Source organism: Paenibacillus sp. FSL R7-0331 (assembly GCF_000758645.1).
Classification (GTDB): Bacteria; Bacillota; Bacilli; order Paenibacillales; family Paenibacillaceae; genus Paenibacillus_AQ; species Paenibacillus_AQ camerounensis.
In genome coordinates this window covers 5,603,760-5,628,198 of sequence record NZ_CP009284.1, presented here as the reverse complement: position 1 = coordinate 5,628,198, position 24,439 = coordinate 5,603,760, and the positions used below count along the sequence as shown (strand labels likewise).

19 protein-coding genes, 2 tRNA genes and 1 other annotated feature are annotated in these 24,439 nt (G+C 53.7%); of the genes, 12 read left to right on the top strand and 9 right to left on the bottom strand.

Annotation, left to right across the window (positions count from 1 at the left end; translation table 11 throughout):
- The first annotated feature begins 57 nt into the window (after positions 1 to 57).
- Both R70331_RS24175 and R70331_RS24170 read left to right on the top strand, forming a co-directional pair.
- Complete coding sequence (locus R70331_RS24175) at positions 58 to 426, top strand: hypothetical protein (RefSeq protein ID WP_039876597.1); 369 nt, start codon at positions 58 to 60, stop codon at positions 424 to 426.
- Positions 427 to 624: 198 nt separating this feature from the next.
- Positions 625 to 698 (top strand) — tRNA-Arg (locus tag R70331_RS24170).
- Positions 699 to 1,410: 712 nt separating this feature from the next.
- On the opposite strand, the gene R70331_RS24165 is transcribed toward R70331_RS24170, so the two are convergent.
- The 3 genes from R70331_RS24165 to R70331_RS24160 form a co-directional block, all read right to left on the bottom strand.
- On the bottom strand, positions 1,411 to 3,426 hold the full coding sequence (locus R70331_RS24165; protein WP_042179956.1) for an arginine--tRNA ligase: 2,016 nt from the start codon (positions 3,424 to 3,426) through the stop codon (positions 1,411 to 1,413).
- Between the two features lie 95 nt (positions 3,427 to 3,521).
- Positions 3,522 to 3,741 (bottom strand) — a binding site (T-box leader).
- 69 nt (positions 3,742 to 3,810) lie between these two features.
- The gene (locus R70331_RS32370; RefSeq protein ID WP_269322222.1) at positions 3,811 to 3,936 is read right to left on the bottom strand and encodes a hypothetical protein; all 126 of its coding nucleotides are present in this window, start codon (positions 3,934 to 3,936) and stop codon (positions 3,811 to 3,813) included.
- A 33-nt stretch (positions 3,937 to 3,969) separates the two neighbouring features.
- Positions 3,970 to 4,275 carry a hypothetical protein gene (locus R70331_RS24160; RefSeq protein WP_042179954.1) on the bottom strand — a complete coding sequence of 102 codons (306 nt, stop codon included), beginning with the start codon at positions 4,273 to 4,275 and terminating at the stop codon, positions 3,970 to 3,972.
- A gap of 234 nt (positions 4,276 to 4,509) precedes the next feature.
- On the opposite strand from R70331_RS24160, the gene R70331_RS24155 reads away from it, so the two are divergent.
- On the top strand, positions 4,510 to 4,860 hold the full coding sequence (locus R70331_RS24155) for a hypothetical protein (RefSeq protein WP_042179953.1): 351 nt from the start codon (positions 4,510 to 4,512) through the stop codon (positions 4,858 to 4,860).
- Between the two features lie 33 nt (positions 4,861 to 4,893).
- A complete protein-coding gene (locus tag R70331_RS24150; RefSeq protein WP_052419193.1) occupies positions 4,894 to 6,576 on the top strand; it encodes an exosporium glycoprotein BclB-related protein in 1,683 nt (560 codons plus the stop codon).
- A gap of 486 nt (positions 6,577 to 7,062) precedes the next feature.
- Here R70331_RS24150 and R70331_RS24145 read toward each other — a convergent pair whose 3' ends face one another.
- The 5 genes from R70331_RS24145 to R70331_RS24125 form a co-directional block, all read right to left on the bottom strand.
- On the bottom strand, positions 7,063 to 7,644 hold the full coding sequence (locus R70331_RS24145) for a thioredoxin family protein (protein WP_042179951.1): 582 nt from the start codon (positions 7,642 to 7,644) through the stop codon (positions 7,063 to 7,065).
- Between the two features lie 153 nt (positions 7,645 to 7,797).
- The gene (locus R70331_RS24140) at positions 7,798 to 11,151 is read right to left on the bottom strand and encodes a DEAD/DEAH box helicase (RefSeq protein WP_042179948.1); all 3,354 of its coding nucleotides are present in this window, start codon (positions 11,149 to 11,151) and stop codon (positions 7,798 to 7,800) included.
- A gap of 240 nt (positions 11,152 to 11,391) precedes the next feature.
- On the bottom strand, positions 11,392 to 12,084 hold the full coding sequence (locus R70331_RS24135; protein ID WP_042179946.1) for a TetR/AcrR family transcriptional regulator: 693 nt from the start codon (positions 12,082 to 12,084) through the stop codon (positions 11,392 to 11,394).
- A 68-nt stretch (positions 12,085 to 12,152) separates the two neighbouring features.
- Positions 12,153 to 13,190, bottom strand: coding sequence for an ABC transporter permease (locus R70331_RS24130; protein WP_042179945.1), 1,038 nt, complete (start codon positions 13,188 to 13,190; stop codon positions 12,153 to 12,155).
- The gene (locus R70331_RS24125; protein ID WP_042179943.1) at positions 13,187 to 13,918 is read right to left on the bottom strand and encodes an ABC transporter ATP-binding protein; all 732 of its coding nucleotides are present in this window, start codon (positions 13,916 to 13,918) and stop codon (positions 13,187 to 13,189) included. The genes R70331_RS24130 and R70331_RS24125 overlap by 4 nt, the downstream gene beginning before the upstream one ends.
- 407 nt (positions 13,919 to 14,325) lie before the next feature.
- Here R70331_RS24125 and R70331_RS24120 point away from each other — a divergent pair, with 407 nt between their 5' ends.
- The 6 genes from R70331_RS24120 (at position 14,326) to R70331_RS24095 (ending at position 21,410) form a co-directional block, all read left to right on the top strand.
- Positions 14,326 to 14,775, top strand: a complete 450-nt coding sequence (locus tag R70331_RS24120; RefSeq protein ID WP_042179941.1) for a hypothetical protein — start codon at positions 14,326 to 14,328, stop codon at positions 14,773 to 14,775.
- A gap of 260 nt (positions 14,776 to 15,035) precedes the next feature.
- Positions 15,036 to 16,448 carry a stalk domain-containing protein gene (locus R70331_RS24115; protein ID WP_042179939.1) on the top strand — a complete coding sequence of 471 codons (1,413 nt, stop codon included), beginning with the start codon at positions 15,036 to 15,038 and terminating at the stop codon, positions 16,446 to 16,448.
- A gap of 60 nt (positions 16,449 to 16,508) precedes the next feature.
- Complete coding sequence (locus R70331_RS24110; protein WP_042179937.1) at positions 16,509 to 17,372, top strand: phosphate ABC transporter substrate-binding protein; 864 nt, start codon at positions 16,509 to 16,511, stop codon at positions 17,370 to 17,372.
- Positions 17,373 to 17,451: 79 nt separating this feature from the next.
- The gene (gene pstC, locus R70331_RS24105) at positions 17,452 to 18,396 is read left to right on the top strand and encodes a phosphate ABC transporter permease subunit PstC (protein ID WP_042179935.1); all 945 of its coding nucleotides are present in this window, start codon (positions 17,452 to 17,454) and stop codon (positions 18,394 to 18,396) included.
- Positions 18,396 to 19,274 carry a phosphate ABC transporter permease PstA gene (gene pstA, locus R70331_RS24100; RefSeq protein WP_042179933.1) on the top strand — a complete coding sequence of 293 codons (879 nt, stop codon included), beginning with the start codon at positions 18,396 to 18,398 and terminating at the stop codon, positions 19,272 to 19,274. The genes pstC and pstA overlap by 1 nt, the downstream gene beginning before the upstream one ends.
- A 267-nt stretch (positions 19,275 to 19,541) precedes the next feature.
- The gene (locus tag R70331_RS24095) at positions 19,542 to 21,410 is read left to right on the top strand and encodes a FapA family protein (protein ID WP_042179932.1); all 1,869 of its coding nucleotides are present in this window, start codon (positions 19,542 to 19,544) and stop codon (positions 21,408 to 21,410) included.
- Between the two features lie 380 nt (positions 21,411 to 21,790).
- Here R70331_RS24095 and R70331_RS24090 read toward each other — a convergent pair.
- Positions 21,791 to 21,864 (bottom strand) — tRNA-Arg (locus R70331_RS24090).
- A gap of 217 nt (positions 21,865 to 22,081) precedes the next feature.
- Here R70331_RS24090 and R70331_RS24085 point away from each other — a divergent pair.
- Positions 22,082 to 22,927 (top strand): hypothetical protein, encoded by an 846-nt coding sequence (locus R70331_RS24085; RefSeq protein WP_042183168.1) that lies wholly within the window; start codon positions 22,082 to 22,084, stop codon positions 22,925 to 22,927.
- A 95-nt stretch (positions 22,928 to 23,022) separates the two neighbouring features.
- Positions 23,023 to 24,348 carry a trigger factor gene (tig, locus tag R70331_RS24080; protein ID WP_042179930.1) on the top strand — a complete coding sequence of 442 codons (1,326 nt, stop codon included), beginning with the start codon at positions 23,023 to 23,025 and terminating at the stop codon, positions 24,346 to 24,348.
- Positions 24,349 to 24,439 lie beyond the last annotated feature (91 nt).

Below are 24,439 nucleotides of genomic sequence, written 5' to 3'. Positions count from 1 at the left end.
TATGTCCTTATCCGAACACTAGGGTAGAGGAAAATTTACCAGGAGGGATGATGACAAGTGTATTACATTAAAGACGCCAAAATCCGCAGAATGACCGAATATGACGGTGCTCCATGTGCCGAAGTTGGCGTATTGCCGGGAGCTGTAGGCGATTCAGCGCTCTTGGTGTACATCGTGGAAGATCAGCATGAGGAAGGCTATGAAATTGTGCGCATTCTGACGAATGATGCAGACACCCAAACCGACTGGTTTGATAATAATATGCATAATGCTTTTGAGGACGTGACAGTCAGCGCGTTCACCGGAAGCCCGGTTATGAGCCCGGAGGATGAGCGCTCCAAATTCCAGCGGGAGCTGCTGATCTTCGGCCACCTGAAAAAGCAGCTGGGAGAGCATTTCCGTCAGGTGTCGCTTAAGCGGCACTGATATCCTGCGTCTGGTGAGCCGGTGCCTCTGGCTCCGGCAGCGGAAGGACAGCTGTCTGAACGGCAAATCATGCCGTAAATTCCGTTGCCGGGGGCAGAAATGTTTTTTTCTTGGTATTTTATCTTGAAAAAATATTTCAATGCGTTATAATAGAGAACGTTGCGTTAATACATAGTATATAAAAGCTACACTTAATATGTCCCGGTAGCTCAGTTGGATAGAGCATGCGCCTTCTAAGCGCACGGTCGGGGGTTCGAATCCCTTCCGGGACGTAACACAGAAGCAGCCTTCCTGTATGGAAGGCTGTTTTGCTGTGTTCAGGTGGGAATGAGGATTGCGGGCGCAGACAAGGACAACTTTAAGTGTACTCTGTACAATAAAAACTGCTGTTCGGCGCTTCAAAACCACTTTAGCTGTATTTTGTGCAACTAAAACACCCTAAATCCGGTTAATCGGGCATTTTTACTGATTTTAGTTGTATGGAATACACTTATACCCGATGAAGTGTACTTTTCGGCGGTTTTAGCTGCACAGAATGCAGTTATATTGTTTACGCATCCAGCGGCCAGCTGAGCAGGGGCGTTCAGGCCTTGATCTGTAGCAGCCGTTGCAGGCCAGCGCCAGTCAGACCTTGATCTGTAGCAGCCGTTGCAGGCCAGCGCCAGTCAGACCTTGATCTGTAGCAGCCGTTGCAGGCCAGCGCCAGTCAGGCCTTGATCTGTAGCAGCCGCTGCGGGCCAGCGCCAGTCAGGCCTTGATTTGCAGCAGCTGTCAGCTGAGCAGGGGCGTTCAGGCCTTGATCTGTAGCAGCCGTTGCAGGCTAGCGCCAGTCAGGCTTTGATTTGCAGCAGCTGTCAGCTGAGCAAGGGCGTTCAGGCCTTGATCTGTAGCAGCCGTTGTAGGCTAGCGCCAGTCAGGCTTTGATTTGCAGCAGCTGTCAGCTGAGCAGCGGCAGCCACTCCTTAATTTGCAGCAGCCAACCGGCTACATCCGCTCCGGCTGCGGCAGGCCAAGCACCTCCAGCACCTCGCCTAGCGTTGCCTGGAATCTTTGCGTAAGCCAGAGGCGGAAGGCGACGGACTGTGCCTCGCCTTTTAGAATCGGGCAGGCAGAATAAAAATTGTTGAACAGCGAAGCCAGCGTATGCGCATAATTACAGACCGTATTCGGCGTCAGCTGAACACTTGCACTGTAGAGTGTGTCCTGCCAATTACTGAGATGCCTCAGGAGGGCGAGCTCGGCTTTTTGCAGCTCTGCCGGGAAGGCGGGGAGGACAGGTGCTGCATCTGCGTTAAGATTGGCTAGTACCACATTGAGACTAGCTTGTTCCGCAGAAGTGTTGGCTTTCTCCGCATAAAGGTCAGCTTTGTCCGCGAAAGGGTTGGCATTCACCGCACTCAGGTTAGCTTTTACCCCCGAATCCATTGAGCCTCCCGCAGCAGCCGAGCCTTTACTAAGCACACTGCCTGCACGCGCATAGGTGTACATCAGGTACACGCCTGTGTTGCCGGAAATCTCGGTCGCCTGCTTGAAGTCAAAAATAATCTCCGTCCCCAGATTAAAACGCAGCAGATAATAACGGATGGCAGCGGTGGCGATGAGCCGGCTGGACAGGCCGCTTTTGTCAGAGCGGGTGGCTTCAATCGTATTCTCCATCAGCTGCACCAGCTCGGTCACCTTGATGCCGATACCCTGGCGGCCTGACATGGCGTAGGAGGCTTTGCCTTCTGAGATGTCAATGCCAAGCTCCGCTGCCGAAGCCGGACTTAGGGAAACGACGCCATAGCTCACATGATGCAATTTGTCGGCCTGCTTCGTGAATCCAAGCACCTCCAGTGCCTGCTTGACCATCGCCTGCGGATACTCCTGTCTGTAGTCGATAACGTTGACGACCCGGTCTGCCGCGCCAAAAGCCCGCTTTTCCCCGGTTAAGCCCGTAGTCCACACCCCGCTGTTAAACTCACTGTAGATGAAGTCCTTATTCAGCAGTCCGAATTTCCAGAGATGATAAGCGATATCCTTGGCTGTATAGGTCAAAATCCCGTTGGAGCGCACCAGCACCTTATCCTTATGATGCTCCTCTGCATCAGACCCGTCCGTATTCTCTCCCGCAGCCTGCTTGAGAATCCAGCAGCCCGCCAGCTTGCCTTCTGTTTCCTGCACGAACACCTCCGTCTGCTCCAAGAGAGCAAAGGCCGAAGCCCAAAAGCCCTCCTTCAGAATGCTGCTCTCCCAAACCAGCAGATCATAGCGGATGCCGAAGCCCTTCATCTCTGCGACATGCTCGCGGACAATCCGCTCAGCGACCAGATTGCCCAGCCAGGCCGTATTGCCGCTGCCCTCCTCCAGCGCATGCAGAATCTCTGTCCGCTTGTGCACACTCTCCGGCAGCCGGGCGTATTCTCTGTTCACACCGGCATAAAGATCCCAGCAGTAATCGCCAAAACGGACATGCTCCCCCGCCAGCGGCACATGAAGCAGCCCGACCACCGTATCCGCCAGCTGGTTGCCGAGATCATCCACATAGTTATGGACCTCGACGCTATACCCGGTTTTCCGCAAAATCCGCACCAGCGCATCCCCGATACAGGCGTTTCTAAGGTGACCTACGTGCATGGATTTGTTCGGGTTCACAGAAGTATGCTCGATGATTACTTTTTCCCCTGCTGCCGCAGGCAGTTCAAAGCCTCGTCCGGCCCACTCCTGCCAGTTGATATACAGATTAATGAAGCCGGGAGCGGCGATGTCGATTTTGGCGAAAAGCCCTCCCAAATCTCCCGAGTGACTGATATCTGTTGTTATCAGCTCTGCAATAGCCATAGGCGCTTTACGCAGTATTCTGGCCAGCTGCATGGCAATGTTAGTCGAGTAGTCACCAAAATCGGAATTGGCCGGCTGCTCAAGCACAACGGGGGGCTGATCTGCAGCAGCGGTCCCGTGCTTCGTAAATACCCGCTGTACACTTTGTTCGAGAACGTTCTTGATAAGCTGGCTTAACATAAATATGACCTCCTAAATGGATAGAGCGTCCACACGCAATTCTGCATTAGCCATGAAACGGCACCTCTGAGCATAAGAAAAAGCCCTCATCTCTCAAAAGAGACGAAGGCTTGATTAGCGCTCGCGGTACCACTCTAGTTGCTAAACCTCTGTTTAGCCGCTCATAAGATAACGGTCTTCAGCCGGGGCTTCCTACTGTAGATTCAGAAGTCCATCTCCCGGGTGCGCTTCATGGGCTGATCTGTACCGGTTTCCACCATTCCCGGCTCGCTGAGACTAGATCAGGCACACTACTATCCCGTTCATCGATTGCATATGGATTTTTATCAGTATAGCGAATTTCCGGAAGAAAGCAAGGGCCGGGAGAGAGGAGCATGAGAAATATTAATCTGAGGTCGGTGCTGCCGTCAGATCTTTTATATCTGTAGAGCCGTAGATCAGCAGTGCAATTACAATGACCAGCAAAAGCCCGCCGGCGAAATGTTCTCCGTCAAAATTCTCTTTTCCCATTAGCGCTGTCCCCCTCTGTATGAAAAATGCCATCTATGTGTTATCCGCTTTTTGCTTCAGGGCGGTCATGATCTCATGGAGCGTCAGGCCGCTGTTATCGTCGAGGAAGCTGACCAGCTTATCCACATTGCTCTGGCTCAGATTGCTCAGCGATATATATTTGCCGACCAGGCTGACCAGCAGGGACGCATCCGTAAACATCTGAATGGAGTCTACCTTCAGCTTACCGGTCAGCAGAAGTGCTGCAACCGCGAATTCCAGCCCCTTCGGGCTTTGTGCTTTGGGGTTTGGCGGCTGCTTTTTAACACTTGTTTTCTTTCCTTTTCCGGCAGGGGGCATGGGACTCCCTTCTTCCATTTACAGTCTTTCAGGAAAGCGGCAGCACTGCAGGCATTTCTTCCCTTCTGAACAGCGTATGCGGATTTGGAGATATCGGTGATTGGAGCCTGTCTGATGTCCACACCGCCGGTGTTGCGCCGGAATAGTATTATATTGTGCGGTTCATTAGAAGCGCCGCTAGAGTTAGAGCTCAAAGTTCATAGATGGGAGAATGGAAAGGAGGAATGAAACAGGATGGCAATATTATCAACTGGACCAATCGATAACACTCCTGTGTCCGGAGTCAGACCCACCCAGCTTGTAACTATACGGATCGTCAACCGTTCTTCCCAGACAGCTGCAAGTGTTGTGATTGAAGGCTACTATTTCACCACAATCAGAAATCTGTATGTGAGTGAGGTTATTAATGTTGCTCCAAATGAAGCGGTGACCCGGAGTTACTTTGCAGATTTGGACGGTTACGAGTTTATCTTTACAACCGGCGAGATAATGGAGAATGACCTGGGGATCTCGGTGTGGGGCAAGCAGACAGACGGGCAACTGGTTGAGGCCCACCGGGTGGTCAGTCACGAAATATTAGACTAATCAATAATCAAAGGGTAAAGGAGTGTTATGCAGATGAGCTTTTTATCAACCGGACCGATAGAGAATAATATGGTCGCAGGCGTCAGACCTACGACTCAGGTTACGCTCCGCGTAGATAACCGCAGCAGCAGTGTGGCTTCTAACGTGCTTGTACAGGGTTACTATCTGCTAGGCGGTGTAAGAAACCTGTATGTCAGCGAGACGCTCACTGTGGACCCGAACCAGGTGATTACGAATAACTATTATGCGGATCTGGATGGTTTTGAATTTTTGTTCGTTACGCCTACCAGCCCGCCGGATGATCCGATTCAGATCTCTTTGTGGGGCAAAAGCAGCACAGGTGCACTGGTAACTGCCCACCGTCTCGTATCAGCTGAGCTTATGGGCGAAGTCGTCGGCGTTACAGGTGCCACCGGGCCGGCAGGGGCAACAGGACCGACCGGTACAGGCGGCGGTGCAACTGGCGCAACGGGCGCAGCGGGAGCGACGGGAGCTACAGGCACGGCAGGAGCGACAGGGGCTACAGGAGCTACGGGCACGGCGGGAGCGACTGGGGTTACAGGAGCTACAGGCACGGCAGGCACGGCAGGAGCGACAGGGGCTACAGGAGCTACGGGCACGGCAGGAGCGACAGGGGCTACAGGAGCTACGGGCACGGCAGGAGCGACCGGGGTTACGGGAGCAACGGGCACGGCGGGAGCGACTGGGGTAACGGGAGCAACGGGCACGGCAGGAGCGACTGGGGTAACGGGAGCTACAGGCACGGCGGGAGCGACAGGGGTTACAGGAGCAACGGGCACGGCAGGAGCGACTGGGGTAACGGGAGCTACAGGCACGGCGGGAGCGACAGGGGTTACGGGAGCTACGGGCACGGCAGGAGCGACTGGGGTTACAGGTGCGACAGGCACGGCGGGAGCGACTGGGGTTACAGGAGCTACGGGCACGGCGGGAGCGACTGGGGTTACGGGAGCTACGGGCACGGCAGGAGCGACTGGGGTTACAGGTGCGACAGGCACGGCGGGAGCGACAGGGGTTACAGGAGCTACAGGCACGGCAGGAGCGACTGGGGTTACAGGAGCTACGGGCACAGCAGGAGCGACTGGGGTTACAGGAGCTACGGGCACGGCAGGAGCGACAGGGGTTACAGGAGCTACGGGCACGGCAGGAGCGACTGGGGTTACAGGACCAACCGGCTCAGGCGCCATTATTCCTTACGCATCCGGACTTCCGGCTGCACTGACTACTGTACTTGGCAGTCTGCTCAATACTTCCAGCTTGATCGGCTTTGGCAACAGTGCGACCGGTGTAACCATTACCGGCGGGGTCATTGACCTCACAGGTGCGGCAGGCACACTGCTTAACTTTGCCTTCTCTGTACCTCGTGCGGGTACAATTACTTCCTTGGCCGGTTATTTCAGCACAACAGCGGCATTGTCACTGGTAGGCTCTACGGTTACTATAACCGCTCAGCTGTTCCGCTCGACAACGCCGAATAATACCTTTACTGCTGTACCGGGTGCTCTGGTTACACTGGCTCCGCCATTGACTGGTATTCTTAGTCTGGGTACGATCAGCAGCGGCCTCACTTCCGGGCTCAGCATTCCGGTTGCAGCAGGTGACCGTCTGCTGATGGTCTTCTCGGCATCTGTGACAGCTGGCATTGATATAGCTACTTCTGTTGCAGGATACGCCAGCGGCGGCCTGACTATCGTCTAAGCTGCGGTATTTATAAACTAACTAATATTACAAAAGGGACTTCACAGCCGCAGGCTGAAGAAGTCCCTCTTTTGTTGATGATGCCGGCGGAGCCATGCCGGTAAAATTTCGATTAGAGGGAAAAATCCCACTAATCACAGCAAAACCGGGGCTGAACCCCCGGATTAGAGGGAAAAATCCCACTAATCACAGCAAAACCGGGGTCGAACCCCCGGATTAGAGGGAAAAATCCCACTAATCGCAGCAAAACCGGGGTCGAACCCCTGGATTAGAGGGAAAAATCCCACTAATCGCAGCAAAACCGGGGTCGAACCCCCGGATTAGAGGGAAAAATCCCACTAATCACAGCAAAACCGGGGTCGAACCCCCGGATAAGAGGGGAAAATCCCGCTAATCGCACCTAAACCATGGCCGAACTCCCGTCATAAGGGGAATATTCCCACTAACGCAAACAAAAACCGGGCTACGCAGCCCGGTTAAGCTCATCTATACCAAATCGCAAGCCTCAGCCGGCATCCAATGTGCGTCCTGGCCGTCCCATTTCACGTTGCAGCCAATCGGATTGGTCAGCGGCGTGCTTACCGCTTGTCCGGCGAGCAGCTCTGACAGCGCATTATCCAGATCGTTAACGGTCATTTTGTCCGTCTCACGCGGATTATCGACGCCGCGGCCGGTGTAGACCAGCCTGCGGTCCTGATCAAAAACAAAGAAATGCGGCGTGCGCAGCGCACCGTAAGCCCGTGCAGTATCCTGGGTCTCGTCGCGGAGATAGAGCCACGGGAATTTCTGCTCTTCCATCCGCACCACCATGTGCTCAAAGGAATCGTTGGGATGGGTAGCTTCACTGTTGGCATTAATGCCGGCAAAAGCTACGCCGTGCTCGCGGTATTTTTCCGCTGTCTGGCGTGTGACCTCATCCGAGCCGACGACGAACGGGCAATGATTGCAGGTGAAGAAGATAACCAGTGCTTTTGCCGTGGCGAAGCTGTCCAGCGAATAGGTCTGGCCGTCTGTTGCCTTCAGGCTGAAGTCAGGGGCGGAAGCACCCGGTTCCAGGGTAAAGCTCATGTTAATGCACCTCCGGTAAAATAGTATAAAACCATTAAGAGAGCCCGCAGCCAGCCGAAAGGGACTGCTGCTTAAGCAGTAACAATCCCTATCATTATACTTTATTTTCCACCCGGCTACCAAACCTACCAGCCTTCCAAGCCTGTAATGGAGCTAGAGCATCAGAATGTCGCGGATATCCTGCTCGGTCAGAGCCGACAGAGATTCTGATCCGGGCTGGATAACCTCTTCGATCAGATTTTTTTTCTTCTGCTGCAGCTCGTACATTTTGTCCTCCACTGTTCCTTGGGCGACCAGCCGGATGACCTGCACGACCTTTTTCTGTCCGATCCGGTGGGCCCGGTCGGCTGCCTGCTGCTCAACGGCCGGATTCCACCACAGATCATAGAGGATCACGGTGTCTGCTCCGGTCAGGTTGAGGCCGGTGCCGCCGGCTTTTAATGACACAAGAAACAGGTCGCCTTCACCTTCGTTGAACCGGCTGCACAGCTCCACACGCTGAGCCGCCGGCGTTTTGCCGTCCAGATAAAAATGCCGGACGCCCTGCAGCGCAAGCTCCCGTCCAATCATGCCGAGCATCTCCGTGAACTGGGAGAAGATCAGCATCCGCTTGCCGGAGCTGCGGCATTCCTCAATAATCTCCAGCAGCTGGTCAAATTTGGCTGAGCCGCCGGCATAATCCTCCACAAACAGGGCGGGATGGCAGCAGAGCTGGCGCAGCCGGGTAATCCCGGCGAGCACCTTGATCCGGCCATGGCCGAAGCCTTCGTTGTCGAGATGCTTCAGCGCCTCCTTCCGCAGTCTGGCGAGATAAGCGACGTACAGCTTTTTCTGCTCAGGCAGCAGCTCGGAGGCATGCAGCGATTCAATTTTATCCGGCAGCTCCTTGAGTACATCGCTCTTTAGACGGCGCAGCAGGAACGGGCGGGTCCGCTTGGCGACTGTTTCGCGCGGCAGATCATGGAACGCTTTTTTGCCGGGGAACAGCCCGGGGAAGACCACACTGTAAATGGACCACAGATCCTCCAGCGCATTCTCTACCGGCGTTCCGGTAAGGGCGAACCGGTAGCGGGCCTGCAATATTTTTACCGCCTGCGCGGTCTGGGTGGCATGGTTCTTGATCATTTGCGCCTCATCGAGAATCAGCGTGTGGAACGACAGCCGCGCATAACGCTCAACATCCCGCCGCAGCAGCGGATACGAGGTGATAATGACGTCAGTGTCAGAACCGCTGCGTACCGCTCTGCTGCGCTCACTCAGATTACCGTCAGCGATAACCGCCTTGATCTCCGGTGCGAACCGCTGCAGCTCATTCCGCCAGTTGTACAGCAGAGAAGCAGGCGCGACGATCAGGGCCGGCTTGCCCCCCTTGCGGATATCCGGCAGCTCAGAGAGCAGGAAGGCGATGCTCTGCAGTGTTTTGCCGAGTCCCATATCGTCAGCCAGTATGCCGCCGAACCGGTAGTGGGCCAGCGTCTTCATCCACTGGAAGCCGAACTGCTGATAGTCACGAAGCACGGGGGCAAGGCTGTCCGGCAGCGGGAAATCGAGATTCTCGGGACTGGCCATATTGGCCATCAGCCGCCGGAAGGAGCGCCCGATGGTAACGGCATCGCCATGCTTAGCATCAGGATTGAGCTGCAGGCCTTGAATTAATGGCAGTGAGAACTGGGGCTTTGTAAAAGGCACACTGTTGACCCCGAGCTCGTTCATGAACTCGATAATCTGCAGCAGCTCTGCACTCTCCAGCGGCAGCAGCGCACCGTCCGGGAGACGGTAATATCTGCGTTTTTCACGCAGCGCCTCCAGAATTTGTACAACCTCGTTCTCCGGTATGCCCTGCATCCCGAATTTGAATTCCAGCCAGTCGGTTTTTTCGTTCCACGTCAATACAGCCTTGGGAGTGTAGGTGTCGGCGGCAATTCTGGTTTTGACGGCGGTGGTGGCATATACCTGAAGCAGCGGCTCCAGAAGCGGAATCGTATGATAGAGAAAATCATATTCCCCTTCTTCATTGCTCATAATATAGCCGCCTTCTGTCCGGACAAAGGATTCATGCTCCATCAGCCCGAGAATCCGCCGTTCAGCCTCCCCGTCACGCATCAGGATTACCTCGCTGCCCCGGCTGCGGCTGTCCTCCTCCAGCGGATTAATCACAATGCCTCCATACTGGAACTCCAGGCCGGCAAGCAGCCGGTCCCTTACCCGGTCGAGATACAGCCGCGCCTGGAGCTGAGTCTGGACAATCCGGCCGGCAATAGCTTCGGCAATCTGCACGCGGCCCAGCTTTTTGAGCCCGGGAATAACCTGCTCCATGAAAGGCTCCATCTGCTCAGGAGCAATGGCAAGCCCATCCTTGCGTGCGGCTGCCAGCATCCGCTTCAGCTCAGACAGCCGGCGGCATTCCTCTGGCCCCAGCTTCAGCAGCCTGCCGCCGGACAATACCAGACCGTAATCCTCAAGCACTGTAATCTCTGCCATACCCTGGATATCCAGCCGGTAGCCTTCCCCGGGCGCCTGGTTAAAGGCGAAGTCGAGCGGCGGCGCCTCAGTGGACAGCTGCAGCTTCTCCATAATCAGATCACCCTGCTGCAGATAGGCGGAGGGGGCTGCGAGCAATGCCGGAAGCAGTGCTTCCCAGAATACCGGCGGAACTGCAAGCACACGGTCTCCGCCCATTCCGCCGGATTGCGGAGTATAGGGATTCACGCCGGCCCGGTACAGCTGTTCATTGGCTGATATTTCAATCAGCTTCAGCAGCACCGCGTTGTCCTCTTTGTCAAACGAATGCAGGGCGGGATCATAGCTGAAATGTCTGGAGAACTCAAAGGGCTCGCGGCGCTGCACGCGGTCCAGGAAGGTTCTGATCTTTTGCACAATGTAAAGGCGCTTTGGCCCGACCTTGAGCTCAATTCCAAGCATTTGAGTGCGGTGGCTTATAGTCACCGGCTTGCAGATGAACTCCACCTGAAGCGGGGTGCGGAGATCCGAGTAGCTTCCCGTAACGCTGGGGCGGCGGTGGCTGCTATTGCCGCTGCCGTCTGCGAACACCTCCAGCATACCGCTTACCAGCTGGCGGTCCCCGGTACGTTCAGCAATACCGGAGCTGCCGGCTGGAGTGTTGCGCGGGGTGAGCATGCCGGGTTCCACAGAAGGACGGTCAGGCTCATACGAAGCCGGGTCTTCATCTTCAGCGCCCTTGTCCTCTTCCTCCAGCCGGAGAATGCCTACCAGCCCTGCTGCGATATGCCGGCAGAAGGCACCGCCGTGATAATAGGCAGGGCATGTACATTCCGCATTCACATCCCCGTCGGCATCAATGGTCAGCGCTGCCTCATAGCTCTCCAGTCCTTGAATCTCTGCACGGTAAATGGAGTATTCAAGCTTGTTATTGTTCTCTATATAAGTCAGCCGGACTCTGCCGGCATCGTAATAAGCACGGCCCTTATCCAGCGCCTCATTGCCGCACAGCAGCCGGATTACCCGCTCAGGCACATAATATCCCATAATTAAGTTCACTTCCTTACTTCGTTCTGGATCACGCATCATGAATGTCCATAGTACTCATCTTATCAGAACAGGTGTACGCGGTGAAAGGGCAGCGTGGATCGCGGCAGGCTCCGGCGGGAGGGGATGGCTTTTTCTGCAGACCAGACCAAAAAGCCATCACAGAAGTTTTGCTTCCGCAATGGCTTAAAGGGTACGCGTTTCAGCTATATTTTTGAACACCGGAAGCACCTGCAGACATCATTGCTCACGCAGCGCCGGACCGCCGATCCCGTGCAGCATGAAGCTGATCAGCAGACTGATCTCTTCCTCATCATCCCAGTCCTTCTCCGGCATCAGCAGCAGGCGGGCCAGCAGGTAGCCGATCACCGAGGAAATCGTGAACCGGATAATAGCCGGGGTAGGGGCATCCATAACCTCACCTTTAGCCTTGAAATGCTCCGTAATTGAAGTGACACGCTCCAGTACCTGGCCCAGGACATTCTCGGCAAACTGCTCCCGCAGTGCAGGCTGAAAGGGGATTTCCTGGACAAGAATCCGGATAATCTTAAAGTTCTTACGGGCGAAATCCAGCCGGTTCACAATAAAAGCCCGCAAAAACGCTTCATAGCTCTCAAACGGCATATCCAGCACCCCTTTGAAATTACGCATCACGAACGGGGCGATCATCCGGCTCATTGCCGGGCCGACTATGGACAGGAGCAGGTCTTTTTTGGTTTTGTAATAGCGGAAAATAGTCCCTTCAGCTACACCGGCCTTTTGGGCGATTTCACTGGTGGATGCCGCCGAAAATCCTTTATCGGAAAAAATCTCAATAGCCGCTTCCAGAATGGAGATCTGCTTCGGCGTCATCTGTCCCTCATCCTTAAGGGCCAAAAACTCTTCAATCCATTGCTCTTTTTCACGCTGCTCCGCATTCTCTTTCTTCATCATCTGGTCCTCCAAAAATGGTTGCTCTTCCGTCTATAGTAACATGCCCGCTTTATTAAGGGACACCGGAGCTACATTCTGCGGTGCTTGCGCAGGGCCAGCACGTTAAGCACCATGAACAGCAGGGAGAAGCCGACCAGTACATAGGCATCCAGAGCGATGGAGCTCCAGCCTTTGCCGCGGATCATGATATCCATCAGCGCCTGGGCACCGTAGTAGATAGGTGTCGCCAGGCCGGTCCGCTGCAGCCACAGCGGCATTGTATCCAGCGGAAAGAGCCCGCTCAGAAATATCTGCGGCACAATGACCAGCGGAATGAACTGGATCATCTGCAGCTCATTGCCTGCGAATGCCGAGAGCAGCGTGCCAAGCGTGAGCGCCGTGATGGCCAGTAGCAGCGTAATGAGCAGGACGTAGCCGAAGCTGCCGGCCATCATAATGCCAAGCACCTGAACCGAGAACCAGGAGATCAGCAGCGCCTGGACAACTGTGAAAATCCCGAAGCCGCCGACATACCCGAGCACAATCTCCCATCGCTTCAGCGGAGTGGAGAGCAGGCGTTCCAGCGTACCGGTCGTCCGCTCCCGCAGGAAGGAGACACCGGCAATCAGGAAGACAAAAAAGAACACAAACACGCCGATCATAATCGGCCCGAATCGGTCGATCGTCGTCATATCCTCAGCACCGTACATATAGCTGACTGACGGCTGGATCAGTCCTGTAACGGAGGCGGCCGGCTGCAGCTGCAGAACCGCTTCCTGCATGACCTGCATGACTGCACGGTTAGCAGCCGGGTTACTGCCTTCCAGAATCAAGGAGGGTGCGGTTCCTTCAACGGTGATGAAGGCATCAATACTGCTGCCACGCAGCGCAGCTTCGCCTTGCTCAGCTGTGGTGAAGCTTGTTACAGAAGTGTCCTGTGCCTCCAGCGCGGGGGTGAAGACAGCTGCGGCTCCGGTCACTCCGATCTTCGGTTTGTAGGCATCACTGTTAAAGACAAGGCTCATCAGGCTGAGCACGAGCAGAGGGGCGATGAACATCAGCGCCATCGTCCGTTTATCATGAATGAACTGCCGCAGAATACGCAGAGTTATGGCCCGGATTCTCATTTGCGGCCACCTCCATAGGTTACAAAGGCTTCCTCGATCGTTGCCGAGCCGGTCGCCTGCATTAATCCTGCCGGAGTATCTGCCGCCAGCAGCTCGCCGTCCCGGATCATGCCGAGCCGGTCGCATTTTTCTGCCTCATCCATAACGTGAGTAGTCAGGACGATCGTGGTTCCCTGGTTGTTCAGCGAGCGCAGCTCCTTCCAGATCGACTGGCGCAGCAGCGGGTCAATCCCTACAGTAGGCTCATCCAGAATGAGCAGCGGAGGCTCATGCAGCAGGGCAATCGCCAGCGACAAACGGCGCTTCATCCCGCCGGAGTACTGGTCCACGCGCTTACGCAGATGCTCCTGCAGGTTGACCAGCTCCATCACATCGCCGATCCGCCGTGTGCGGTTACCTCCCTTCAGCCCGTAGAGGGCTGCGAAAAACTCCAGATTCTCCTTCGCGCTCAGCTCTGTATATAAAGCATCCGACTGGGCCATATAGCCGATCTGCTGCAGCATCGTTAGCCTGGGCATCCTGACGCCCATAACCTGCACCTCACCGGAGCTGGCCTCGTCGATACCAGTCAGCAGCTTAACCAATGTAGTCTTGCCCGAACCGGACGGGCCCAGCAGCCCAAACGTCTCTGCGCGGTTCACCTGAAGGCTGATATCCTTAAGCACGGTTTTGCTGCCAAATGCCCTGCTGACACGGGTAACAGAAATAACCGGCTGATCCTGATTCATATTGATCCCCTCGATTCATTATATAATGAGTGAGTACTCACTCATTATTGTATTACGTTGCCCGCAAACTGTACATTATTATTTGCAGAGGGCGCCTTCGCCCAGAGCTGTATTATTGCAGCAGCAATGATAAGTTAGCACTGTGTTTAAGATAGTCTTTGTAACATTAGTTTAAGTGTATTGCTCTTTGGATTTACACTTCCTGGATTTACACTTCCGTTTGAGCCTATATTTAAAATTTGCAACATCCGTTTGCCATACGGCCCAAATGGTTAATTACCTCTATGTCCTATGTACACTCCATATCCTACATATACTCTACACCATATTCCCTAGACTATACCCAGCCGCACAACTGATCATGCCTTGCCTTCCTTCACTCCAAAACCGACAGGAGGATTCCCCCGATGGCTATCAAGAAACCAGTGTTCCCTTTGCTTATAGTGCTGGCCGCCAGCTTAAGCCTGAGTGCGTGCAGCCGGATGGAGAGCGGGGATGCAGAGAACCGGCATTTTCATACACTGGCTGAGGAGCAGCTCCCTGATCCTCAGTATTTTCCGGGTGATTTGCCGATTCCCGAGGGTGCAGGCATTACGTATACGGAAGGAGCACAGGTGGACGGCAAGAAGTCTTCGATGCTAATATACGAAACCGAGCAGACGATAGCAGCGCTGGGGACCACCTATATGAAATATGTTGCGGAGAAGTCACTGGAGAGCGGCACGCAGATTATGGACAAGAATAACCTCCTTATCAGCGGCAAAGCGCCGGGCAGCTACTCCTACTCCATTATCGGCAGCAGCTCAGCAGCGAACCCCGGAGGGGCTGAAATTATCGTAACCTGGATTGAAAACTGACCGCTATCAGGAGGCGCCTGATTGCAGGTTTTTATATGGAAATATAGCGGCTGTGCAAGGCCGGAAGAGGCCTGCATGTCTCTTTATTGAATTTTTTGCGGGAGTTTTTACATAGCGTTTACCAAAGAGCTATCCCCAGGTCATTCGGGGCTGGTTTTTTTGCGTTAGTTAATAATCGCCGAACAATCCTCTCGAACAGAATTCACACTGATAGAAGAAAATAACAGTAGCAGTTACCTATAGGAAAAGGGTGAATCTAATTGAGAAATAGTAAATGGTTCAGCGCGGCTTTGGCTTCTGCACTTCTTGTAACAGGTGTGGCGGGCAGTATTGCAGGAGCGGGCAGCGCTAGTGCCGCAGCCGTCGCCAGTACAGTCAAAACAGGAACAGCTACTTGGACTGTGAACAGCAATCCGGCCCAGTTCAGCACAATCGACAGCAGCGGTTATAAGCTGTATTCATTAAGCCAGGTTGCCGGAGAGCTTGGTGCCAAGCTGATTCTTACAAACGGCGGCTTTGAACTGAACGACAGCAAAGGATTACATACGGTGCAGCTTCAAACAGGCTCCAAAAGCTATGTAGTAGATGGTGCAGCCCAGCAGTTTACGGTAGCGCCTGTTGTATATAACGGAAAAGTATATGTAGAGCTGACTAAGCTCGTAACCGCGCTTGGCGGTGAGCTTTCGGCTGAAGGCCTTGAGATTATGAGCTTTGCCCGTCCGGAAGGCCAGTTTGATACATTGCACTGGACAGCAGACGGCAGCATCATTGCGAACAAGAGTGATTCCGAAACAGCGCAGCTGCTCAAGTTCAGCGCATATCCGGGCGATTATGAAGTGTTTTCTTCCAATGAGAGTGCACTGGATTTCGCCGTTTCCGCTGATCAGCAGTGGGGCGCATTCACTGATGAGACAGGCCAGCTGAAGCTGATCAACCTGGCAAGCGGCGCGATCTCCTCACTTGGTACCGATACAAGCGTGAAGACAGATCTGGTCTGGTCGCAGGACAACAAAACTATCTACTTCATCCAAGGCGACAAGCAGGAGAAGATTGCCCAGATCTCAGTTGAAACCGGAACAGTAAAAGCTGTGCTCGAAGATAAAGTGGAGAACAAATCCGAACTCCGCCTTGCTTCCGATGCAAAAAGCGTAGTCTACATTGTCAATGTAACCGGCGTTGCCAAAAATGATGCCGACAGCACCGAGGATTCCCTGACCGTAGATTACAGCAAAGCCGGTGAGCAGCTCTACAGGCTGGATATTGCAACTAAGGATGCTAAGCCAAAAGCATTGACTACAGAGCTCGACAACAAGCTGTACCCTGAAATTCTTGCGAACGGCGGCGTGGTCTATCTGAGTGCAGACGCTGAAGGAAATGCGGCTAACACCCTGAAATCGATCAGCGCGGACGGAGCTATTACTAACATCACCCTTGATACGGAAGCAACCTGGTCTGCCGGCGTAGCTACGGGTCTGGTTGTATCCGGAATGGCAGCTGACGGAAGCACTACTATTTATTCCATTGACGCAAGCGGTAATAAAACCGTGCTGTTCCAGACAGCTGAAGATGTATCCGAGGTTGCGGTGTCCCATGACGGCAGCAAGCTGGCGGTAGTATCGGACGGTAAAGTCCTGCTGATCCAGGGCGGTAAAGCGCTGCAGCTGACTAAATAAGACACGTCCCTCATAGCCCACACAATATAACGGCATAGCGCCGGGAGGAGAATTCAGATCATGAAGCTTTTTAAAAAATTTACGGTAACGGCTCTGACAGCAGTAATTGCTGTGACAGCAACATTCGCGGGGATTGCATCAGCAGCCGACACCCTCAAGGGTAAAATTACCATCAACGGCTCCACTGCACTGCTTCCGCTCACCTTACAGGCGGCTAAGGAATTCCAGAAGCTGCACCCTAAGGTAAAAATCGCTGCATCCGGTAAAGGCTCCGTAACTGGACCCCAGGCTGTTAAAAAAGGCATCGCCGACATCGGCGCCTGCGACTGGGATGCCAGCATCGACGTACCGGGCTTCAAGGCTTTTGACGGACAGGTAGCGAACAAGGTAGCGGTTATTCCTTTTGCCACTATCGTGAATAAAAACGTCGGCGTAGATAACCTGACTACTGAGCAGCTGGCGGGTATTTTCTCCGGTAAAATCACGAACTGGAAGGAAGTGGGCGGTTCGGACGCCAACATCGTCGTAATCACCCGTTCCTTCGGTTCCGGTACACGCGTTAACTACCAGGCTAAAGCGCTTGGCGGCGGCGACATCGTGAAGAAAGAAAAGAACTACAAGGAAACCGGCTCCAGCGGTGACATGAAGACTGCGGTTGCCACTACTCCGAACGCTATCGGCTATATCGACCTTGTCTACGTAACCGGCAGCGATATCAAGGCTGTTAAGCACAATGGTATTGCAGCTACTACGGATAACGTAATTAACGGCTCGTACAAGATCTGGGCATACGGCTACTACATGACTAAGGGCCAGCCGACCGGCGCGACCAAGGAATTCATCGAATATGTACAAAGCAAGAAGTTCCAGAACGGCTCACTCAAAAAGCTTAAGTTCATCCCGATTGCAGCCATGAAAGGCTAATCAAACGCTTCATCATATTGAACGGTAACAGCGGCCAGCTCCGGAATATTCGGGGTTGGCCGCTTACAGGAGGGAAAGTATGGGGGCACCCGTCCAAAGCCTGGCATCCCAAACGCCAAATAAGGCTGAGCACAGCATCATTAATGACAAACGCCACAGAAGACATCTGCTTGGCAACCGGTTATCGCGTTATTATTTCTTTTTTAGCATCCTGGCGCTCTGTCTCGTGCTTGGACTTGTCATTGTATTCATCGGAAAAACAGCGCTGCTGCTATTCGGAGATGTCTCTCCGGCCGAGTTCTTCCTGTCCTTTAACTGGACACCGGAGGAGGAGATTTTTGGTGCGGCGGCCTTTATAGTAAATACATTAATACTGACTGCTCTTACCCTGCTGATTGCAGTGCCTGTCTCTGTCGGGATGGCTGTGCTCTGTGCGGAGATCGCCCCCAAGTGGATGAAAAGCTTTATCCGCCCCGTGCTCGACCTGCTTGTCGGTATTCCTTCTATTGTATACGGCTATCTTGGCCTCACCGTACTGCTGCCTTTCCTGCGCAGAGTCAGCGGTGAAGGGCTTGGCGACGGCGTACTGGCGGCTGCGCTGGTTCTGGCTCTGATGGTCCTGCCGACGATCTGCCGGATCAGTGATGATGCGATTGTGGCGGTTCCGCGCAAGTTCCGTGATGCGGCCTATGCCCTCGGCTCTACCCGCCTGCAGGTCATTATGCGGGTTGTATTGCCGGCGGCCAAGCGGGGGATTATCTCGGCGGTTATCCTTGGCATGACCCGTGCAGTCGGTGAGACAATGGCGGTGGTTATGGTCATCGGCAATACGCCGCAGCTGGCTAAAAGCCTGTTCACCCCGTCCTCCGTTCTGACCAGCAACATTGTGATGCAGATTTCGAACGTGGAATTTGAATCGACCTGGAACTATGCGCTGCATATGATGGCTTTCCTGCTGCTGCTGATCTCCTTCGTCCTGATTCTTATCATCCGTGTGCTCGGCCGGAAAAGGGGGGACGCGTAATGAACCTAACACGTAACCGTCATACTGCGCGCTCCCGGCGCAACAATAAGATTGCTACATTCGGCTTCTATGCACTGGGTGCGCTGGTTATGCTGCTGATCTTCTGGCTGCTCTTTACAATTCTCAGCAAAGGGCTGCCGCAGCTCAGACCGGAGTTTCTGGTCAGGCTCCCGGAAGAGATTGATCCGGGCGGCGGGATCGGACCGGTCCTGTTCAACTCCTTCTATATCCTGTTCATCTCCCTGCTGATTTCAATTCCGATCGGGGTAGGTGCAGGGATCTATATGGCGGAGTATGCGCCGGACAACCGTTTTACCGGCGCGCTGCGTATCTGTGTAGAGTCGCTGTCTTCCGTGCCTTCAATTGTATTCGGGCTGCTCGGGCTGGCAATCTTCGCCGAATATTTCGGCGTCGGCCTGACCATACTCGGCGGCGGGGTCTCCCTGGCCCTGCTTAACCTGCCGATGCTGGCCCGCGTAACCGAAGAAGCGGTGCGAGCCGTTCCCGGCGATATCCGTGAAGCCGGCTATGCGCTGGGGATGACCAAATTCCACGTCATCCGCAAGGTTGTACTGCCGGTGGCCCTGCCGGCGATCGTTACCGGCATCTGTCTCGTAGCCGGACGCGCCTTTGGGGAATCAGCGGTTATTATTCTCACCGCGGGCCTAAGCACCTCGGGTGAAATGTGGGACTTCAACCTGTTCTCCCCGGGTGAGACGCTCGCAGTGCATCTCTGGTATGTGCAGTCCGAGGCCATTGTCGAAGATGCAAGGCAGATTGCCGACAAATCGGCGGCGGTGCTGGTCTTCGTCGTGCTGCTGATCAACTTCATGTTCCGGTTCCCGCTGTGGCTGGGCAACCGTAAGAAGGGGCATTAGATTCAAGCTAGCCGGCTGTCCGGGGTGGTTATTTGCACACCGGGCAGCTTTTTGGGTAATAAAGATTGTATAAGTTTCCGGGGTCCCGCTAAAGTACCTGAATAAGTCAGTATCCTTGTAAAGGCCCCGCTTTGTGGGGCTATTTTGCGTTCCGCAGCCTGCGGCTGTTTATCAATTGCTTAAAATTATTAATAATACTACAATGAAGCAACAGGCATATAATGCCGTTTTTCGACAATTATGCACGAACCTGGAGGTGCAATTCTGATGCCGGACCGGATGAGTGAGCAGGAACTGAATAAGCTGATCAATATGCTGGAGCTTTCGGAGAATGTGGATGAAGAGGCGCTTGATGCGGCCTTTATTGAACCTGAGTTCGACAATGATCTCGGAGGCCGTGTGCTTGTCCGGGCAGGCAAAATCTTTGTCCAGGACCCGCTCCCCGGCGGAAGTCCTGCTGTTATTACTGCTGCTGCTCCAGTTGTCATCCGCATTAACGGACAGCCGGTTACAGGTCCGGCCGAGGTAACCTCGCTGGATAAGATCGAATGGTCGATTAAGGAGCCGCCGCTGTATATGATTCATGTGTCGGAGGATCGTCTGCAGGCTTTTTTCACGCTGTACTCAACGCGGCGTTACATGTGGCAGCTGAATGACTGTTATTCCTCCAGCATGATCGAAGTAGATGCGGCGATGGATACAGACACTGTAGTTGAGCTGCTGGGCCTCAATCAGATTATTGGCGATTTCGAACAGCGGGGGATCCTGCAGAATCTGAACATTTCCGGGATCCATGCCGAACTGCAGAATCCGTCATACCAGCCGATTACGGCAGCTAAAGGGCGGGCGGCGGTTCCGGGGGAGAATGCTCAGCTTGAGCTGTTTTTTTCCGAGACGATTGAGAATGAGTTCAGTGAAGTGGAGGGCCAGGTGGATTTCCGCAGCCATCTCCGCATTCCGTCTGTGATCAGGGGGCAGGTGATTGCCCGCAAGGTTCCTCCTGTGGAAGGCATACCCGGCTGTGACGTATACGGTGAGATTCTGTATCCGCCGCGTCCGGGTGATATTTCTATTGCCGCCAAGAACAGCACCGTACTGCTGATCAATAACGAGATCCGTGCGCTGCGTGAAGGCCGGCCCCGGGTGACCGGGGAGAAGGCCAAGTATTTTGACATTACGACGACTTATACGGTTCCGGGCAATGTCAGTATCCAGACAGGCAATATCCTGTTCTCCGGCGATGTGGTCGTGCGCGGCAATGTCGAAGACAACATGATTATTGAATCGCTCGGCAATGTCTATGTGGAAGGCAGCGTATATAACTCGACCATCACAGCAACCGGGAGTATTGTCATAAAAGGAAATGTCGTTAACAGCAAGCTGTATTCCGGCTACTTCGGCGTAATGTATAACCGGATCTTTAACGGCTCCAAGCTGTTAATTGATGAGGCCATGCTGCTGAAAAAAGCGGTCCGGGTGCTCATTCAGGCCGTCCAGGCCCGCAAGCAGAGTGTAAAATACGGCCAGGCCGTGGTGCTGCTGCTGGAAAGCAAATTTCAAAAAATCCCCGTGCTCATCAAAGAGCTCCTCTCAGTGCTGGCAACCGTACAGGCTTCGTATCATCAGGATCTGGAGCAGACCATTCATTTTTTGAAGCTGATGCTGAAGCCGGTGCAGCTTATTGATTTCATGAACGAGGCTTCGCTGAGCGGGGTGATCAACATGATTGAGGAGCTGCACACGGGCGTGGCCCGGATGCAGGAGAACAAGGTGGAGGTCAATATCGGCAAATGCCAGAACAGCACGCTTAAGTCAAACGGCGACATTATTATCCACCGGGACGGTATTGTTCAGAGCGAGCTGTTCTCTTCGGGCAATATTGTGTTCCGCAAGGTGTTCGCGGTATGCCGGGGCTCCAGGCTGGAGGCAGGCGGCAGCATCAGCGCATATTATGTCGGCGGCGAGAGCGGCGCGCAGTCCTATCTCAAGGCCAAGCACAGCATCACCGTGCGCAAAATCTATCTGGGCCGCATCACTATCGACCGCTACGCCGCAGATATCACCACGCCGCTCGAGAATATTACATTCGATGCGGATACTATCCGCATGATCAAGCTGCGGATGGAGTCGGAGTAAAGGGGCGAGCGCTGGGGCTTTTAACTAACTAATCTTTCCATTTGGTTCAACTAGGTGGTTATCACGCTGTTGTCTGGTTCTAGCTGACATCCCGGTGATGTACCCGCTTCCGGATTCAAAACGGACTCAGGAGACGTTATCCATTAGTTTCAGAGCATTTCCGTAGTCTAACGGTCCCAGTGGGCGCTATTTGCGCAACTCGGCAGCCATTTTCCACTTTTGGGGCCAAATAACGGCTGTGAAGTCCGTTAGAATTATTTAGAGCGGAAAAGTAGCCAAATAGCGTCATCTGTGTCCGTTAGAACTTAGGGTAACATTATATTTTGGTGGTGCGGAACGCAAAAAAACAGCCTCCCCGAAGGAAGGCTGTTTCTGTAGGACGTCCCGGAAGGGATTCGAACCCCCGACCGTGCGCTTAGAAGGCGCATGCTCTATCCAACTGAGCTACCGGGACATGATGACTCAAAAGCAAGCAAAAATTATATTATCACATATGAATAACTTTTTCAACTTGTTTTTTTGAATGCGTAACAGGATATGCTATAATCTACAATTGATCATGGATCGGACAAAAAGGAGGTGCCCTCATTAATCAATTCAATTCCCCCGCCAAAGAGAATATCGTGCTGTTTCCGAAGACACTGGATTATTACCAGATTCAGCTTACGGTCATGCTGGAGAGTGAACGTTACGGGGAAGCGATGGAATTGCTGCGGTTTCTGCTGCAATGCCAGGGACAGGAAGAGCGGCACTACGAGGAATGGCAGTCGCTGCTTGACTGGCTCGAGGCGGCTTTTCCGTACGAAGCCCGGAGCACTGGAGCAGACCCTGCCGATTCCGGCGAAGAGAAGGATCTGAAGGAAGAGGATATGGCCCGGATTCTGGCCAAGTCGAAGCTGGAGGAGGATGCCGGTTATCCGGACAAGCTGCTGCGCAAGGTAATGAATGAGCCGCTGTCGGAGGGAACGATACTGGCGCTGGAGCAGCTCTCTTATCTGGAGGGCAGCCAGGTGGATGAGACGCTAAGCCAGTGGCTGCAGAAGACGCCGGTGCATCCGCTGCTGCAGTTCCGCACGCTGCAGACGCTGAAGAAGCGCGGGGTGCAGGGCGTGATCAGGCTGGCCCGCGGCAGCGAGCTGGCACAGATTGAGATTGAAGCGGTGCCGCTGCAGAATGAGGATTTCCCCCCGCAGGTCGCCCAGGTAATGGAGCGGGTGGCGGAGCAGGCCGAGGTGCACGAGCCTACACTGTACTATTTTGCCCAGGAGCTCTGGGGACAGTTTATGATGTCGATTTACGGGTCGGGCGATTACCGCAAGCTGCTGGACGGCAGCGATGAACTACTCGATATCTGGGCCGGGGCGCTGCATCAGCTGGTATCCGAGAGCCTGAACGGAACCCGGCAGGAGGAAGAGACGCGGGTCATGTATGGCATCACGGACAGCATGCGCTTTCAATTTGAAGGGGCGTACCGTTCTCTGAGAGGATTTGTTAAGAGTTCCATACTTGATAAATAAAGCGATGTTGTATATAATATAATGGTTATTCTGTGCGTGAAAATCGTGATTATTTAAATTAACATGCAACCTATTTTTGGAGGGAAAAGTATATTATGAAAGCAACCTGGGAAAAAATAGAGAAGAACCTTGGAGTTCTTGAAGTCGAAGTAGAAGCAGAGCGCGTAGCTGCTGCCCTCGACAAAGCTTTTAATAAAGTGGTTAAGAAAGCAAACGTACCTGGCTTCCGTAAAGGTAAAGTACCGCGGCCGATCTTTGAATCCCGTTTTGGCGTAGAGAGCCTCTATCAGGATGCAATTGACATCCTTCTGCCTGAAGTATACGGCGAAGCTGTTGAGCAGGCTGACATCTTCCCTGTTGACCGTCCTGAAGTGGACATCGAGCAATTCGCTAAAGGCCAAGCATTCATCTTCAAAGCGAAGGTTACTGTTAAGCCGGAAGTGAAGCTGGGCCAGTACAAAGGCCTGGAAGTTCCTGCCCAGAAGGCAGAAGTTACAGAAGATGAGCTGAACGCTGAACTGACACGCCTGCAGGAGCGTCATGCTGAGCTGGTTGTTGTTGAAGAAGATGCGGCAGTTAACGGCGATATCGCGGTTATCGACTTTGACGGTTCTGTTGACGGTGTTCCTTTTGAAGGCGGTTCGGCTGAGCGTCATTCCCTGGAGCTTGGCAGCAACTCCTTCATCCCTGGCTTCGAAGAGCAGGTTGTTGGTATGGCTACTGGCGATTTCAAGGATGTTGAAGTTACTTTCCCTGAGAGCTACCATGCAGAGAACCTTGCCGGCAAGGCTGCAGTATTCAAAGTGAAGCTGCACGAAATCAAACGCAAACAGCTTCCTGAGCTGGATGACGAGTTCGCTAAGGATGTAAGTGAATTCGACACGCTTGAAGAATACAAAGCGGATCTGAAGGCACAGCTGGAATCCCGTAAGCAGGAAGAGCTGAAAGGTACCCGTGAGAACGCAGTAGTTGATGCAGCGGCTGCTAACGCAGAAGTTGAAATTCCTGAAGCGATGATTAAGAGCGAAGTAGCGAACATGGTTCGTGATTTCGACAACCGTCTTCGTCAGCAGGGCATGAACATGGACATGTTCCTCAGCTTCTCCGGCCAGACCCGTGATGATCTTGAAGGCCAGATGAAGGGCGATGCCGAGAAGCGCGTTCGCAACAACCTGGTGCTTGAAGTAATTGCAAAGGAAGAGAACATCGAGGTTTCTGAAGAAGAAGTAACCCAGGAGCTTGCTAACATGGCTGAATCCTTCAAGCGTTCGCCTGAAGAGATCCGCAGCATTCTGGCAGCCAATGGTTCCCTGAGCAGCCTTAATGAAGAAATTTCCCTGCGCAAAACTATCGAACTGCTTGTATCGAGCAGTGTTGAAGTTGAAGCACCTGCTGCTGCTGAAGAAGCAAGCGCTGAGTAATCCCTCTGTAACCACCTTTACTTAGAGCGGCCAGGCAAGACGGCCTCCATAATAGCAGTCAATAAGGCACGTAGGTTTTGTTACGTGCCTT